This is a genomic window from Palleronia pontilimi (genome assembly GCF_016412875.1).
Taxonomy (GTDB): domain Bacteria; phylum Pseudomonadota; class Alphaproteobacteria; order Rhodobacterales; family Rhodobacteraceae; genus Palleronia; species Palleronia pontilimi.
The window spans coordinates 48,677-64,137 of sequence record NZ_JAEKPD010000002.1 but is presented as its reverse complement, the minus strand read 5'-3'; the positions used below and the strand labels follow the sequence as shown (position 1 = coordinate 64,137).

Sequence of the window (15,461 nt, the reverse complement as noted above, 5' to 3'; positions counted from 1 at the left end):
ACGGCTGGCAGCAAAGGCGCCATGAGCAAAAGCCTGAAACGCGTGCTGGCCGCCCTCGACGCCGCCGGATTGCAGATCACCCCCGTCGAGGCGGACGCGCCCACCAAGACGGCCGCCGAGGCCGCGCGGGCGCTCGGGGTCGAAACCGACCAGATCGGCAAGTCGATCATCTTCCGGGGCGCCGAGAGCGGCCGCGCCCTGCTGTTCCTGACGGCGGGCGGCAACCGGGTCGATGCCCATTCCGCCGCGCGGCTGGCGGGCGAGCCGCTCGAACGCGCGAACGCCGCCCATATCCGCGCCCGGACGGGCTTCGCCATCGGCGGCGTCAGCCCGGTGGGCCATACCGGCGACACGCCCGCATGGATGGATCGCCGATTGCTCGATTTCGACGTGATCTGGTGCGCCGCGGGCACGCCACGCCATAATTTCGGGATCGCGCCACGGGATCTGAGCGAAAAATTCGGCCTTCAAGTGGCTGATTTCGCCTGCCTATCCGGGAAAATGTAAAATACCTTCACATCTGGCCTTGAAGCCGCCGCACCGCGATCTCATCTGCTATGATGTGAACGTGATTTACATACCTCAACCGCAGCAAAGGAGCTGACCCAATGACCACTTTCGCAGATGTTCCCGCCCGGCAGGGCAACTGGCTGACCCGGGCCGAAGACTGGCTCGATGCCCGCGGCAAAGGCGCCTGGATCGCCGCCATGGTGGTGGGTTTCATCGTGTTCTGGCCGATCGGCCTGGTGCTTCTGGCGTATATGCTCTTCGCGGGCAAGTTCTCGGGCGGATGCGCCATGTCGCGGCGCGCCCCGCGCTTCACCGCGCGCGGCAGCTCGGGCAACGCCGCCTTCGACGCCTACCGCACCGAGACGCTGCGGCGGCTGGAAGAAGAGCAGGAAGCGTTCGAATCGTTCCTGAAGCGGCTGCGCGAAGCCAAGGACAAGGCCGAGTTCGACCAGTTCATGGAAGACCGCGCCCGCAAGCGCGACACCGGCAACGACAGCCCCGTCGACGCGTAATCCGGCACCCCTGCCAAACCCCGCCCCCGCGCCAGCCGACCGGCGCGGGGGCGCCCGTCCTTTCAGCGAGGTTCCCATGACGACCATGACCCTTGGATTACCAGATCCCGACACCCTGCCCGAGTTCTACGCGGACATTCCCAGCAAGCGCGCGCTTGCCTGGGTGGTGGACGTCATCGCGATCTGCGCCTTTTCGCTTCTGCTGACCCCGCTGACGCTGTTCACGTCGCTCTTCTACTTCCCGGTCTTCTACTTCTGCGTGGGCTACGCCTACCGGGTGGCGACCCTGGCGCGCGGATCTGCCACATGGGGCATGCGGCTGATGTCGATCGAGATCCGCGATCATCGCGGCGCGCCCTTGAGCCTTGGCACGGCGTTCCTGCACACCACGGGCTACGCGTTTTCGATCGCGATGTTCCCGCTGCAACTGATCTCGGCGGTGACGATGCTGGCCACGCCCCGCGCGCAGGGCCTGACCGACATGGTGATGGGCAGCGCGGCCATTAACCGATCGGTAACCTGAGTGAACTCAAGGTAAACACAGGGGCTTGGCGGCGCCGAAACACGCCGTTAGGCTGGTGTTTCACCCTGGGGGACATCGATGCGCCATACGCTGCCAATCGCGCCGCAATTCTACGTGACAGCTCCGCAACCGTGCCCGTATCTGGCGGGCCGGATGGAGCGCAAGCTGTTCACCGGACTGCAGGGCGACGAGGCGCAGCTTCTGAACGACAGCCTGTCGAAACAGGGCTTCCGCCGGTCGCAGAACGTCCTTTACCGACCCAGCTGCGCCGAGTGCTCGGCGTGCCTCTCGGCCCGCATCCGCGTCGCCGATTTCAAGCCCTCGCGGACCCAGCGCCGGGTCGCCCGGAAGAACGGGCATCTCGACCGCAAGGCCAACGCGCCCTGGGCCACCGAAGAGCAATACGCGCTGTTCCGCGACTACCTCGACAGCCGCCACGCCGATGGCGGGATGGCGGACATGGATATCTTCGAATTCGCGGCCATGATCGAAGAAACGCCGATCCGCAGCCGCGTGGTGGAATACAGCGCCCCGGGATCGGCGGCGCGCGACCTGGCGGCGGTGTGCCTGACGGACGTGCTCGATGACGGGCTGTCGATGGTCTACTCGTTCTTCGATCCCGAACGCGCGAGCGACAGCCTGGGCACCTACGTGATCCTCGACCACGTCGAGATCGCGCGCGAGGCCGGGCTTCCCTACGTCTACCTGGGCTACTGGGTGCCGGGCAGCGACAAGATGGGCTACAAGGCCAAGTTCGACGCGCTCGAGATCTACCTGGGCCGCGCCTGGCAACGCCTGCGCAACCCCGAGACCTTCGCCGCCGACGAGCACACCCTGTCCAATGATCCCATCGCCGAACAGGTGGCCCGGATCACCCTGCCCGACAGCATGACCCGCCGGGACTGACCGCACCGCCGGGGGATCGTTTTCCTCGAGGAAAACGTCACGGATTTCTCGAGAAATCCGCGCCCACGCCCCACCGGTGCGCGATCAGTTCGGAAACAGCGCGGGCACCAGCGTCACCACGCCCGGGAAGAACCACAACAGCGCCAGCCCCAGCACCTGGATGAGCACGAAGGGCACGATGCCGCGATAGATGTGGCCGGTCGTCACCTGTTTCGGGGCCACGCCGCGCAGGTAGAACAGCGCGAAGCCGAAGGGCGGCGTCAGGAACGATGTCTGCAGGTTCACCGCGATCATGATCGTCACCCATTTCGGGTCCATCGTCCCGCCATAGATCACGGGACCCACGATGGGCACGACGATGTAGATGATCTCCAGGAAATCCAGCACGAACCCTAAGAAGAACAGCACCAGCATCACGATCAGGAAGACGACCATCTCGTTGTCGAAGCTGCGCAGGAATTGCTGGATGTAGTGCTCGCCCCCGAACGAGATCACGACGAGGTTCAGCAGCTGCGACCCGATCAGAATGGTGAACACCATCGACGTGACCTTCGCCGTCTCGCGCACGATGGCGGGAAGCACGCCGCCATACCACAGCACGAAGCAGGCATAGAGCAGCCCGAACATGGCGAACAGATAGGCCCCTTGCGCGACCAGGAAGGCCACCCACTGCTCGAACGATGTCTCGCCCACGCCCACGCGCAGGTCGAAATTCACCCCCACCAGGATCATCAGCACGATGGCGTAGGTGGTCCACAGGATGATGCGTCCCGAACTGCCGTCATCCTGCAGCTTGCGGAACGCGGCCAGCAGGATCGCGCCGCCGGCACCCAGCGCCGCGGCGGGCGTGGGGTTGGTGATCCCGCCCAGGATCGAGCCCAGCACCGCCACGATCAGCACCAGCGGCGGGAAGACCACACGCACCAGGTCGTTGCGCCCCAGCATCGCCGCACCCGCTTTCAACCCGTAGAGCACCAGCAGGATCGGCAGCAGCAGGATCAGGAACGTGACCCCCGGCGTCGTCGTCGGACCGATCAGCACGATGTCGAGCAGCGCCGCCAACACCAGTCCGAACGCCCCCACGGCCAGCGGGCGCGGATCGTCGACGGGCGCCACGCCCCGCGCGAAGGCCAGCACCAGCCCCGCCAGCAGCAGGCCCAGCGCGATGCCGGTGCCCAGCGGCGCGCGGTCGGCGATCTTGGCGGCGATGGCCGCCGTCAGCTCGTCCTCGCTCAGCCTAACGGATGCGGTGGCCCCGCCCGCATCGTTGATCGCCGTCTGCTCGGCCACGGCGGTGTCCCATGCCTGCTGTCCGTGCAGCTCGATCATCGCCTCCTGGCATTGGGGCGACACGTTGGTGCGCAGCGACGCGCCTTCGGACGCGTCCGAAAAGCTGTCGACGTTGTAGTTCTGCGATCCGATCAGCCCCGCGCCCGACAGCGCCACGAAGCCCACGATCAGCGCCACCGGCACGCCCAGGAACCAGGTCAGCGCCTCGTTCCGGGTGATGATCTCGCCCGTGGTCTCGCCGGTATTCACCGGCGGCGCCTTGCTGGGGTTCAGCACCGCGTAGCCGAAGGCGTAGCCGCCATAAAGCAGCGCCAGCAGGATGCCGGGCAGCAGCGCCGCCTGGAACAGCGTGCCCACCGACACCACCGCCGCTTCGCCCAGATAGGTCAGCGCGTCCGAGCAGCCCACGAGCTGCGCGCGCTGTTCCTGCGCGGTGGCGTAGATATCGCCCGCCAGCGTGCCCAGCAGCACGATGACGATCGACGGCGGGATGATCTGGCCCAGCGTTCCGGATGCGGCGATGACGCCGGTGGCCAGTTCCGGCGAGTAGTTGTTGCGCAGCATCGTGGGCAGCGACAGCAGGCCCATCGTCACGACCGTCGCTCCGACGATCCCGGTGGACGCGGCCAGGAACGCGCCCACCACCACGACCGACACGGCAAGCCCGCCCGGCAGCGGGCCGAAGACGCGCGCCATGGTGGTCAGCAAATCGTTGGCGATCTTCGAGCGCTCCAGCGTGATGCCCATCAGCACGAACATCAGCACCGCCAGCAGCGTCTCGATGGACTGGCCCGCCAGCACGCGCTCGTTGATGCGGTTGACGATGAAGCCCACGTTGCGGTCCAGCGCGACCTCCCAGCCGCGGGGAAACAGCGGCTCGGCGTAAAGCGCCAGGTCTGGGTATCGGAACTTCGATATGGTCTCGGGGCGCACGCCCTCGGCGATCAGCGCGCGGTAGGCGTCCGAGCCGGTGTCCACGGCCTGGTGGATCAGGATCCCCGCGCTGTCCAGCGCCGCGATGATGCCGAACGAGATCACCGCCGACCCGCCGATGGCGAAGGCCACCGGAAAGCCCGACAGGATCCCGCCGAACAGGCACAGAAAAACGATGATCAGGCCGATCTCGACCCCGTCCAAACCGAAAAGCATGTCCCTGCCCTTACGTCTTAATGCGTGCCTTCATAGGCTTCTTCCCCCGCGCCAAGCGTGTCGCGGTCCAGGTACTTGCCATCGCTTTCGGGGCCTTCGACCAGTTCGAGATACGACCGGTAGAACACCGCGATCGCCTGCAGGAACACCATCGCCGTGAAGGTGACCAGAAGCACCTTGAACAGGAAATACGCGTTGAACCCGTTGGGCGAGAAACCGATGGTCTCCACGTTCCAGCGCAGCGCGCGGGCCTTCATCAGCAGACTGTCCAGCGTGTCGCTGACCGACGGGTTCGGCACCACCAGCACGCGCCACAGGAAGAACCAGCCGTAAAGCCAGACCAGCACGGCGAAGGGCATCATGAAGAAGACCGCGCCGAACATGTCGATGATCTTCTTGGTCCGGTACTTGGCGGGCGCGTAAAGCAGATCGACCCGCACGTGTCCGCCCTGCACGAAGGTGTAGGCGCAGCAGAGCGCCACGATCAACGCGTTGTAAAGCTTCAGCTCTTCGGCGTACCAGCTCAGATCGAAGGTCATGGCGCTGCCAAAGCCGAAGGTCAGGTTCGACGCGGCGAAGATGCGCTGCGAGAACACGATGACGATCTGCTGCAGCACCATCAGCAGACCCGCCCAGGCGAAGAAACGCCCGACGCCGTTGGCAAAGCCTTCCAGCACGCGGACGCTGCCCCACATGATCGCCCGCTTCCACAGGCCCAGCCCCGTCAGGACCAGCAGGGCCAGAAGGATGACGAAGAACAGCTCGGCCGACGCGCCGTAATAGATAAAGCGCATCAGGCTTTGCTTGGCCTCCGGCGTGCTGAAATCCGCGAGCCAGCCCAGCCAGGCGCCCGGATCGGCGAGCGCGAAGAAGATGTTGAACGGCGCTTCGAAGAAATGGCCCGCAATCCACTGGAGCGCGCCGTCCTCCTTGAAGGCGTCAAGACAGGCGGTCGTGCCCTCTGCCGCAGGCGAAAAGAAGCCGGTGCACTCCGCGTCGTGTTCAGCCATCCGAGGCCCCCCGAGGACGGGACCGGTCCCCCGGCCCGAAGCCGGTCACCCGGCCTTTCGACAGATCGGGCCGCGCGGGCGCGCGGCCGGGTGCGGACGGGCCCGTGCGGGGCCCCGTCCGACGCTGCTGTGGCGGGCCGGAGGGCGACCAGCGCCCCCGGCCACGCGCTCAGCCCAGAACGCGGTCGCGTTGCGAGCGGTAGGCGCCTTCGCTGTCGTTGATCCAGCGCGACGACGCGGACATGGTGTCCATGACCGAAGCGCGGATGCGCGCGAACAGCTCGTCGTCCATGTAGGCGTCCAGCGTTTCCGCCGATGCCTTGCCGAACGCGTCCCAGACGCTGTCGGGGAATTCCAGCACCTTCACGCCGCCCGATTGCAGACGCTGCAACGCCGCGCCGTTGTTGAACAGGAATTGCGACAGGTTCCACTGGTGCGCTTCGGCCGCGGCGATCTCGATGATCTTCTGGTGGCCCGGCGACAGTTCCTCGAACACGTTGCGGTTGGTGGCGACCGACAGACCGGCGCCGGGCTCGTGGAAGCCGGCGGCGTAGTAGGTCTTGGTGATCTCCTGGAAACCGGCCTTCTCGTCGGCCCAGGGTCCGATCCACTCGGTCCCGTCGATGGCCCCCGACGACAGCGCTTGGTACACTTCCGCGCCGGGCAGGTTCTGCACCGATGCGCCCAGCTTGCCCAGGGCTTCGCCGCCCAGGCCGGGCATGCGGAACTTCAGGCCGTTGAAATCCTCGGGTCCGTTGATCTCGTTGCGGAACCAGCCACCAGCCTGCGCGCCGGTGTTGCCGCCCAGGAAGGACTTCAGCCCGAAGATCTGGCCCAGCTCGTCGTGAAAGCCCATGCCCTCGCCCTGGTAGTACCAGTTGGCCAGCTCTTGCGCCGTCATGCCGAAGGGCACGGCGGTGAAGAAGGCATAGCCCGGATGCTGACCGACGAAGTAGTAGTCGGCGCCATGGTACATGTCGGCTTGGCCGGACGTGACCGCGTCGAACACCTCGAACGCGCCCACCAGCTCACCGGCCGCCTTCAGATCGATGGTCAGCTGACCGTCCGACATGGCGGTGATGCTGTCGGCCACGCGCTGCGCCGCGTCATGCACGCCAGCCAGGCCGCGACCCCAGGTGGTCACCATGGTCAACGTCCGGTTGCCCTGCGCGTAGGCGGGCGCGGCCAGCGTCGACGCGGCGGCAGCCGAGCCGCCCAGCGCGGACGTTTTCAGAAATGAGCGACGATCCATCAATTTCCTCCCAGAAAAAACGGGCCAGGGTCTTGCCGCCCTGCCCGGATCGGTTTCGGTGCGCGGACCCTAGCCGCGGTTTTTGGCGGGATAAACACCGAAAGTCGCCCGGATCGCGCAACTTAGTTGCAAGATGACGCTACGTTATGACGCCTCGATGGGTGGCGCCGATGAAATTGCGCAATTTTCCTGCCGCGATGGATGCGTCACTTTGCCCGGTCTTCCAGGATCTTCGACAGCACCGCCCCCAGAAGCACGATGCACGCCGATAGCCACATCCAGACCAGCAGGATGATCGTCCCGCCGATGGCGCCGAAGGTTTCGTTGTACGAGCCGAAATACCGGACGTAGATCGCGAAGCCCAGGCTGCCGACGATCCAGAGCACGCAGGCCAGCGCCGCGCCGGGAAAGATCATCTTCCAGCCCGCGAAATCATGCGACGGCGCGACCCGGTAGGTCAGCGCGATGCCGCAGGCCGCGATCACCAGCAAGGCGGGCCAGCGCAGCACCATCACCAGCATCTCGGTCTGGCGGGCGAAAGGCAGCCAGGACAGCACGATCGGCACCAGCGCCGCGACCGCCACGCACAAAAGGACGCCCAGGATCAGTCCAAGGGTCAGCCCCATCTTGGTCAGGGTCCGGCCGATCATGCCGCGGTTGTCGGTCGTGTCGTGGACCAGGTTCAGCCCGTCCATCAGGCCCTGCATCGCCTTGGACGCCGAATAGAAGGTCAGCGTCAGACCCGCCAGCGCCGCCAGACCCAGCCCTTGCGAATTGCCGCCCGTCACGGCCCGCGCCTGTCCCAGAATGATCTCGGCCGCCGCTTCGGGCAGCACGGTCGCCAGCGTCTCCATCTGGCCCACGATGACGTCGGGCTCGACCAGAAGACCGGACACCGCCATCAGCGCGCCGATGCCGGGAAACAGCGCAAGCAGCCCGAAGAACGCGACCCCCGCCCCGATCAGCGTCAGCTTGATGCGGTCAGCCTCGTCCTTGACGGACTTGGCCAGCGAAAGGACGCCCCCGCTCGTGCGTGTCGAAGTGGTATCGGACATGAAAGCTCCGGAATTATACAATGGCGTGAACACAACGTGACCGCCGCAAGGCCGTTCCGAAAGCGGCCCAGATCGCGGGCAATGGACTGAATTTTTCGTGAAACGCCGTTTTCGACCCGCGGCGCGCAACAAAAGTTCAAAAAAACGCGCGGCCGCGACATGTTTTCCCCCGATCGGCGGTTGACCCCGCCCACCGCGCTGACTAAGCAGAAAAAACGAACGGAAAAGGAGACTTCCATGACGCGCGCCCCGGTGGTCGTAGGATGCCAAAGGCGCCGGGCCGGTTAGAACCGACCCGATTGGAAGACACGCGCCCTCGACTGATCCTCGGGGGCTTTTTCATGCGCGGCACGCGCATAAGATGCGGAGACCAGGACGATGAGCAAGCCGATGACAGGCGCAAGGATGGTGGTGCAGGCCCTGAAGGATCAGGGGGTCGAGGTCGTGTTCGGGTATCCCGGCGGCGCGGTGCTGCCGATCTACGACGAGATCTTCCAGCAAAACGAAATCCGCCACATCCTGGTGCGCCACGAACAGGCCGCGATCCACGCCGCCGAGGGCTACGCGCGCTCGACCGGCAAGGTGGGCGTCGCGCTGGTCACGTCCGGGCCCGGTGCCACCAACGCGGTCACCGGCCTGACCGACGCGCTGATGGATTCGATCCCTCTGGTGGTGCTGACCGGCCAGGTGCCCACCTTCATGATCGGCACCGACGCCTTCCAGGAGGCCGACACCGTGGGCATCACCCGGCCCTGCACCAAGCACAACTGGCTGGTCAAGGAAACCGACCGCCTGCCCCAGGTCCTGCACGAGGCATTCCACGTGGCAAGCTCGGGCCGCCCCGGCCCGGTGCTGGTCGACATCCCCAAGGACGTGCAGTTCGCCAGCGGCCAATACAGCCCCAAGCAGAAGATGAAGACCCATTACGCGCCGCAGGTGAAGGGCGATATCGGCACGATCACCGCGCTGGCCGACGCGATTGCCAAGGCGAAAAAGCCGGTCATCTACTCGGGCGGCGGCGTCATCAACTCGGGCCCCGCCGCGTCGCAGCTGCTGCGCGAGCTGGTGGCCGAGACGAACTTCCCCATCACCTCGACCCTGATGGGCCTGGGCGCCTATCCGGCGTCGGGCGACAACTGGCTGGGCATGCTGGGGATGCACGGGCTTTACGAGGCCAACCTGGCCATGCACGGCTGCGACCTGCTGATCAATGTCGGCGCGCGCTTCGACGACCGCATCACCGGCCGGATCCAGGATTTCAGCCCGCATTCGAAGAAGGCCCATATCGACATCGACCCCAGCTCGATCAACAAGGTGATCCACGTTGACATGGCCATAATCGGCGACGTGGCCCACGTGCTGGAAGACCTGTTGCGGGTCTGGAAGGCGCAGGGCCGCAAGACCAACGCCGAAGCCATCGCCAAGTGGTGGAAACAGATCGACGAATGGCGCGCGGTCGATTGCCTGGCCTTCGAGCAAAAGGGCGCGACGATCCGCCCCCAGCACGCCATGGCCCGGCTGGAAGCCCTGACCAAGGACCACGACCGCTATATCTGCACCGAGGTCGGCCAGCACCAGATGTGGGCCGCGCAATACCTGGGTTTCGAGGATCCGAACCGTTGGATGACCTCCGGCGGGCTCGGCACCATGGGCTACGGCCACCCCGCCTCGATCGGCGTGCAGCTGGCCCATCCCGAGGCACTCGTCATCAACGTCGCGGGCGAAGCGTCGTGGCTGATGAACATGCAGGAAATGGGCACCGCGGTGCAGTACAACCTGCCCGTCAAGCAGTTCATCCTGAACAACGAACGGCTGGGCATGGTCCGCCAGTGGCAGGAATTGCTGCACGGCGAGCGCTATTCGCAAAGCTGGTCGGAAGCGCTGCCCGATTTCGTCAAGCTGGCGGAAGCCTTCGGCGCAAAAGGCATCCAGTGCCAGGATCCCAAGGACCTGGACGACGCGATCATGGAGATGATCCGCCACGACGGCCCGGTGCTCTTCGATTGCCTGGTGGAAAAGCACGAGAACTGCTTCCCGATGATCCCCAGCGGCGAGCCGCACAACAAGATGCTGCTGGCCAATGCCGAGACGCAAGGCCAGATCACCGGCACCGGTGCGGTGCTGGTGTGAGACGGCGGGAGCGAGGGGCCGGCCCCTCGCGCTCCCCGAGGTATTTCCGGAAAGATGAAGACAGGGGCGCGCGCGCCCGGGAGGCTTGAATGAGCACATTGAAGATCAAGAAGGGCACGTCGAAGCATTCCGCCTACGACCTGCGCGACCCGCATTCCAACGTGATCGAGCGGCACACGCTGGCTGTCATCGTCGACAACGAGGCGGGCGTGCTGGCGCGGGTGATCGGGCTGTTTTCCGGGCGCGGCTACAATATCGAATCGCTGACCGTGGCCGAGATCGACCATACCGGCCACACCTCGCGCATCACCATCGTGACCACCGGGACACCCGCCGTGATCGAGCAGATCAAGGCGCAACTCGGACGCATCGTGCCGGTGCACGAGGTCCACGACCTGACGGTCGAGGGCGCATCGGTCGAGCGCGAGCTGGCGCTGTTCAAGGTGACGGGCAGCGGTGACAAGCGGGTCGAGGCGCTGCGCATGGCCGACGTGTTCCGCGCCAGCGTGGTCGATTCGACGCTGGAAAGCTTCACGTTCGAGATCACCGGCAGCCCCGAGAAGATCGACGCCTTCGCCGATCTCATGCGGCCCCTGGGCCTGTCGGAAATGGCGCGCACCGGCGTGGCGGCCCTGGCACGCGGCTAGGGCCCGGCGCGCGCGGTGCGCGACCCGGGACGGGGTCCCGGATCGCGCGAAGCCGCGTCAGCCGGCCGGGAGGGTGCCGGCCTCTTGCGCGGCGGCAAGCTCGTCGGCGTCGACCATGCCGTCGCCGTTGGCGTCGACGCTCAGGAAGGTCTCTTCGGTGACATCGGGCATCGCCGCCTGCATCTCTTCCAGGCTCAGCATGCCGTCCCCGTCGGTGTCGGCGTCGACCTGTGCGCTGACCGCTGCCGCGCTCGCGGTCAGGGCCATCGCGGCCAGGATCATGGGAAGTTTGGTCATTTTGGTATTCTCCACTTTGGTTATCGCCCTTTTGGCTGGGCGTGACGCTATCTGCGCAGGCCCGGCGCGGTGCGTCATCCACCGGTGAAGGATCGACCCGATTTGTCCGAATCCCTGCCGAAATCCAGACGCGACGCTGGCAGAAGGGCGCCTGAAAAATCGCCCCGCGGATCATGCGCGGAAACCGTCGCAGGCAAATATACCGTCACGGCAAGCCTTCGCGCATGGGCTGTCACTAGCCCGTGACAATGCCCCGCCGCCAGCGAGTCGCGCGCCGCTCCAAGCCTTGCAGCAGCACGTATTCGATCACCAGCATGATCCCCACGAAGCTGAGCGCATAGGCCAGCACGTAGCCGGTCTCGAACAGCTGGAAATAGAGGTGGATCTGGAAGCCCACCCCGTTTGAGCGGCCCAAGAACTCGACCACCAGCACGATCTTCCAGATGATCGCCAGCCCGTTGCGGGTGCTGGCCGCCACGAACGGCCAAAGCTGCGGCGCGATGACGTGGCGCAGCCGCGACCACGCGCCCATGCGAAACGCGCGGCTCATGTCGGTCAGCTTGGGATCCAGCGCCCAGATGCCTTCGCGGATATTCACCGCGACCATGGCGGTCTTGTTGACCGACACGGCGGTGATGGCCGCGACCTCGTTCAGCCCGATCCACAGGTAACACAGCACGATCACAACCAGCGCGGGCACGTTCAGAAGCACCACGACCCACGGCCCGAACCAGCGGTTCGCGCGCGGGCTCAGACCCAGCGCCAGCCCGATCGCGACGCCCAGGCCCATGGCGATGGCGAAGGCCGCGGCCACCCGCGCCAGCGTGGCCGCGACGTGGAACTGCAGCGCGCCCTTCGCGACCTCGCCCACCGCGATGCGCCAGACTTCGCGCGGGCCCGGCAGGATCTCGGGGTCGGCCGACACCTCTGCGGCCACGGCCCACGCCACGACAAGGGCTGCCAGCGACAGCGCGATGGTCAGGGGCGGCGGCTCGCGGTCGGATCTGGTGTCAGGGGCCATGACACACCCTGCGTCGCCGCCCCCGCGGCCGCATTTCTACCTTCGTCGCATATGGGGCCGCGGGGCGCGCGCATAGGCTGCGCTCCATGCTGCGCGCCGCCCGCCTGATCCTGTCGCTGTGCCTGACGCTGGGCGCGCTTTGCGCCGCGGCCGAGCCGCTGCCGCGCGAGGCCCTCGCCCCCTATATCCGCGCGCCCATGGCGCTGGGACCGGCGATCAACGACAAGGGCGTCTACAGCCTGCTGAACTCGGGCGGGGCCGAAGCGGGCTACGTGTTCGAGACCGAGCCCATGGCCCCCCTGCCCGGCTTTTCCGGCGCGCCCGTCAACGTGCTGGTGGTGCTGGACCTCGACGGGCGGTTCCTGGACGTGAAGCTGATCTCGCATAACGAGCCGATCTTCGTGTCCGGCCTGCCCGAGCACATGTTCTACGACTTTTTCGACCAGTATCGCGGCCATTCGATCAACGAGACGCTGGTGGTCGGCAACCCCTATGGCGACGGAGACGACGGCAGCGCGCTGGTCTACCTGGACGGCGTGACCAAGGCCACCGCGTCGGTGCGCATCGCCCACGAAAGCGTTCTGGCCGCCACGCTGCAGGTCGCGCGCGAAAAGATGGGCGGCGTCAGCATCGGCCCGCCCGCCGTGCCCGATCCGACCGTGGCCGAGAACCTCACCTGGGACGACCTGGTGGCCCAGGGCATCGTCACCCGGCTGACCGTCAGCAACGCCCAGATGAACGCCGAATTCGCGGGCACGATCTGGGAAAACGACGACCCCGACGCGCAGGCGGACCCTGACGCGCCCTATCTCGACCTCTGGGTCGTCGATCTCGGCCCGCCCTCGGTCGCGCGCGCGGTGCTGTCTGATAGCGGGCTTCAGACCTTGCGCGCCTTCCAGGAGATATCGACCTCGGACGAGCCCATCCTGGTGGTCGAGACCGCGCGCCACGGCCTGGTCAGCGAGGATTTCACCCGCAACACGTCGCCCGACTGGATCAGCGCCGAGCAGGGCGGCTTTCCGGTGGCGCTGCGCGACGCGGACCTGCTGATCGATCTGGCCGACGATGTGCCGGACGCGCTGCATGACGCGGTCCTTGACGGCAAGGCCCTGATCCTGCGCACCGACCGGCGACTGGGCTTCGATCCCGCCGCCCCCTGGACCCTGAAGATCGAGGCGGTGCGCGAGCACGGCATGTTCAAACCCGAACTGGGATCGGTCACGCTGGCGACGGACATCACCTCGCCCGAGCGGTTCTTCACCCGGCCCGAGGTGCAGAAGCCCGCCCCACCTTGGGTCGAGGCGCTGAAGAACCGCGCGCCGGACCTCATCGTGCTGGCGCTGTTCCTGACGCTGCTGGTCATGCTGCTGGGCGGCGCCATGAACCGGCTGGCCGCGCACCGCCACTTCACCCCGATCCGCCTGGGCATCCTGGCCTTCGTCACCGTCTTCATCGGCTGGTGGGGCCAGGGGCAGCTTAGCATCGTGACACCCCTGGGCGTGATCCGAACGGCGATCCAGGGCGGATCCTACAGCTTCTTGCTCTACGATCCGTTCTCGCTGCTGATCTGGGCCGTCACCCTCGCGGGCTTCGTCGCGTGGGGGCGCGGGCTCTTCTGCGGCTGGCTCTGTCCCTTCGGTGCGCTGCAGGAATTCGCCGCCCACCTGGGCCGCGCGCTGCGCATCCCCCAGGTCGAGCCGTCGGCGGCCAGGGACAACCGCCTGAAATGGCTGAAATACGCGATCCTCGCGGCGCTGGTCATCGTCGTCTTCACCGCGCCCGCCCGGCTCGACAAGGCGGCCGAGGTGGAACCCTTCAAGACCGCCATCACCACGTTCTTCCTGCGCGAATGGTATTACGTGGTCTACGCCGCCTTCTGGCTGCTGCTGTCCATGACGCTCTTCAAGGGCTTCTGCCGCTACGTCTGCCCCCTGGGCGCCGTCATGGCCATCGGCGGACTGGTCCGGGGCCGCGACTGGATCGCGCGGCGGCCCGAATGCGGATCGCCCTGCCAGCTCTGCCGGGTGAAATGCAGCTACGGCGCCATCGAGAAGTCGGGCCGCATCGACTATTCCGAATGCTTCCAGTGCCTCGACTGCGTGGCGATCCACGACGACCCCCAACGCTGCGTGCCCCTGGTCAACGACGCCAAGAAACGCCGCCGCGCCGCCTCCGGCCACCCGAACGCGGAAGGGGTGCCCGCCGAATGAAACGCCGCCGCTTCCTGGCCCTCAGCGCCGCAGCCCTCTGCCTGCCCGCCGCGGCGGCGCGGATCGAGCCGGTGCGCTGGTCCGGCTTCGCCCTGGGGGCCGAGGTCTCGATGACCCTGCGCGCCCCCCGTCCCGTCGCCGAAGCGGCCATCGCCGCCGCGCTGTCGGACATCGACGCGGTCGAGCGCGCCTTCAGCCTCTATCGGCCCGATTCCGAGCTGGTGCGGCTCAACACCACCGGCACGCTGGCCCCGTTCCCGCTCTTTTCCGAGCTGCTCGACCACGTGGACCGCGCCCATTCCCTCACCGGCGGTGTTTTCGATCCGACGGTGCAGTCGGCCTGGGCGGATATCGCGGAAGGCCGCGCCCCCGATCTCACACCGCTCGGCTGGCACAAGATCGCCCGCGCGCCGGACGCGATCACCCTTGGTCCCGGCCAGCAACTCACCTTCAACGGCATCGCCCAGGGCTTCGCCACCGACCGCGTCCGCGCGACCCTGCTGGCCCACGGGCTCGGCGACATCCTGGTCGATATCGGCGAATTCGCCGCCTCGGGCGGCCCGTGGCGCCTGGGGATCGCCGATCCAACCCACGGTCTGGTCGCCCGGACGACGCTCACCACGGGCGCCATCGCCACGACCAGCGCCGCTCCGCACCTGATCGACCCGCGCGGCCGCGCGCCGCGCCACGCCACCGTCTCGATCGAGGCGCCCGACGCCACGCTGGCCGACGCCCTCTCCACGGCCTGCCTGTTCCTGCCCCCCGCCAGCATCGCCCGCATATGCCACCGCGCGGGCGCGGGCCCCGCCCACGTCATCGACGCGCAGGGCCGCCACCGCCTCCTCTGACCTGGCAGCTGGCGCAAACCGCCGGATCGACGCCCGGCACCCCCATCTTTGTTCTCACGAAATATCCCGGCGCAGCCGCGCCCCACGCGCAGCACCACGAA

The 15,461-nt window shown here is 66.8% G+C and carries 14 protein-coding genes; 8 read left to right on the top strand and 6 right to left on the bottom strand.

Annotated features, from left to right (window positions below; translation table 11 throughout):
• Positions 1-21 precede the first annotated feature (21 nt).
• The 4 genes from ILP92_RS03215 to ILP92_RS03200 all read left to right on the top strand — a co-directional run bounded on the left by ILP92_RS03215 (position 22) and on the right by ILP92_RS03200 (position 2,451).
• Positions 22-507 (top strand): YbaK/EbsC family protein, encoded by a 486-nt coding sequence (locus ILP92_RS03215; protein ID WP_198914937.1) that lies wholly within the window; start codon positions 22-24, stop codon positions 505-507.
• A gap of 101 nt (positions 508-608) precedes the next feature.
• Positions 609-1,022: a DUF2852 domain-containing protein gene (locus ILP92_RS03210; protein ID WP_198914936.1), complete on the top strand. Its 414-nt coding sequence runs from the start codon at positions 609-611 to the stop codon at positions 1,020-1,022.
• A 76-nt stretch (positions 1,023-1,098) separates the two neighbouring features.
• A complete protein-coding gene (locus ILP92_RS03205) occupies positions 1,099-1,545 on the top strand; it encodes an RDD family protein (RefSeq protein WP_198914935.1) in 447 nt (148 codons plus the stop codon).
• Between the two features lie 78 nt (positions 1,546-1,623).
• The gene (locus tag ILP92_RS03200) at positions 1,624-2,451 is read left to right on the top strand and encodes an arginyltransferase (protein WP_198914934.1); all 828 of its coding nucleotides are present in this window, start codon (positions 1,624-1,626) and stop codon (positions 2,449-2,451) included.
• Positions 2,452-2,535: 84 nt separating this feature from the next.
• On the opposite strand, the gene ILP92_RS03195 is transcribed toward ILP92_RS03200, so the two are convergent.
• The 4 genes from ILP92_RS03195 to ILP92_RS03180 all read right to left on the bottom strand — a co-directional run bounded on the left by ILP92_RS03195 (position 2,536) and on the right by ILP92_RS03180 (position 8,207).
• Positions 2,536-4,890 (bottom strand): TRAP transporter large permease, encoded by a 2,355-nt coding sequence (locus ILP92_RS03195; protein WP_198914933.1) that lies wholly within the window; start codon positions 4,888-4,890, stop codon positions 2,536-2,538.
• A 17-nt stretch (positions 4,891-4,907) separates the two neighbouring features.
• Complete coding sequence (locus tag ILP92_RS03190) at positions 4,908-5,900, bottom strand: TRAP transporter small permease subunit (protein WP_198914932.1); 993 nt, start codon at positions 5,898-5,900, stop codon at positions 4,908-4,910.
• A 169-nt stretch (positions 5,901-6,069) separates the two neighbouring features.
• A complete protein-coding gene (locus ILP92_RS03185; RefSeq protein ID WP_198914931.1) occupies positions 6,070-7,152 on the bottom strand; it encodes a TRAP transporter substrate-binding protein in 1,083 nt (360 codons plus the stop codon).
• A gap of 206 nt (positions 7,153-7,358) precedes the next feature.
• Entirely contained in the window at positions 7,359-8,207 is an 849-nt protein-coding gene (locus ILP92_RS03180) for a YihY/virulence factor BrkB family protein (protein WP_198914930.1), read from the bottom strand.
• Between the two features lie 378 nt (positions 8,208-8,585).
• On the opposite strand from ILP92_RS03180, the gene ILP92_RS03175 reads away from it, so the two are divergent.
• The gene (locus ILP92_RS03175) at positions 8,586-10,337 is read left to right on the top strand and encodes an acetolactate synthase 3 large subunit (protein WP_198914929.1); all 1,752 of its coding nucleotides are present in this window, start codon (positions 8,586-8,588) and stop codon (positions 10,335-10,337) included.
• An 89-nt stretch (positions 10,338-10,426) separates the two neighbouring features.
• Positions 10,427-10,984 carry an acetolactate synthase small subunit gene (gene ilvN / locus ILP92_RS03170; protein ID WP_198914928.1) on the top strand — a complete coding sequence of 186 codons (558 nt, stop codon included), beginning with the start codon at positions 10,427-10,429 and terminating at the stop codon, positions 10,982-10,984.
• A gap of 57 nt (positions 10,985-11,041) precedes the next feature.
• Here ilvN and ILP92_RS03165 read toward each other — a convergent pair whose 3' ends face one another.
• Both ILP92_RS03165 and ILP92_RS03160 read right to left on the bottom strand, forming a co-directional pair.
• Positions 11,042-11,281: an EF-hand domain-containing protein gene (locus ILP92_RS03165; protein WP_198914927.1), complete on the bottom strand. Its 240-nt coding sequence runs from the start codon at positions 11,279-11,281 to the stop codon at positions 11,042-11,044.
• A 235-nt stretch (positions 11,282-11,516) separates the two neighbouring features.
• Positions 11,517-12,302, bottom strand: coding sequence for an ABC transporter permease (locus tag ILP92_RS03160; RefSeq protein WP_198914926.1), 786 nt, complete (start codon positions 12,300-12,302; stop codon positions 11,517-11,519).
• Between the two features lie 86 nt (positions 12,303-12,388).
• Here ILP92_RS03160 and ILP92_RS03155 point away from each other — a divergent pair, with 86 nt between their 5' ends.
• Positions 12,389-14,512, top strand: a complete 2,124-nt coding sequence (locus ILP92_RS03155; protein WP_198914925.1) for a 4Fe-4S binding protein — start codon at positions 12,389-12,391, stop codon at positions 14,510-14,512.
• Complete coding sequence (locus ILP92_RS03150) at positions 14,509-15,360, top strand: FAD:protein FMN transferase (RefSeq protein ID WP_198914924.1); 852 nt, start codon at positions 14,509-14,511, stop codon at positions 15,358-15,360. The genes ILP92_RS03155 and ILP92_RS03150 overlap by 4 nt, the downstream gene beginning before the upstream one ends.
• Positions 15,361-15,461 lie beyond the last annotated feature (101 nt).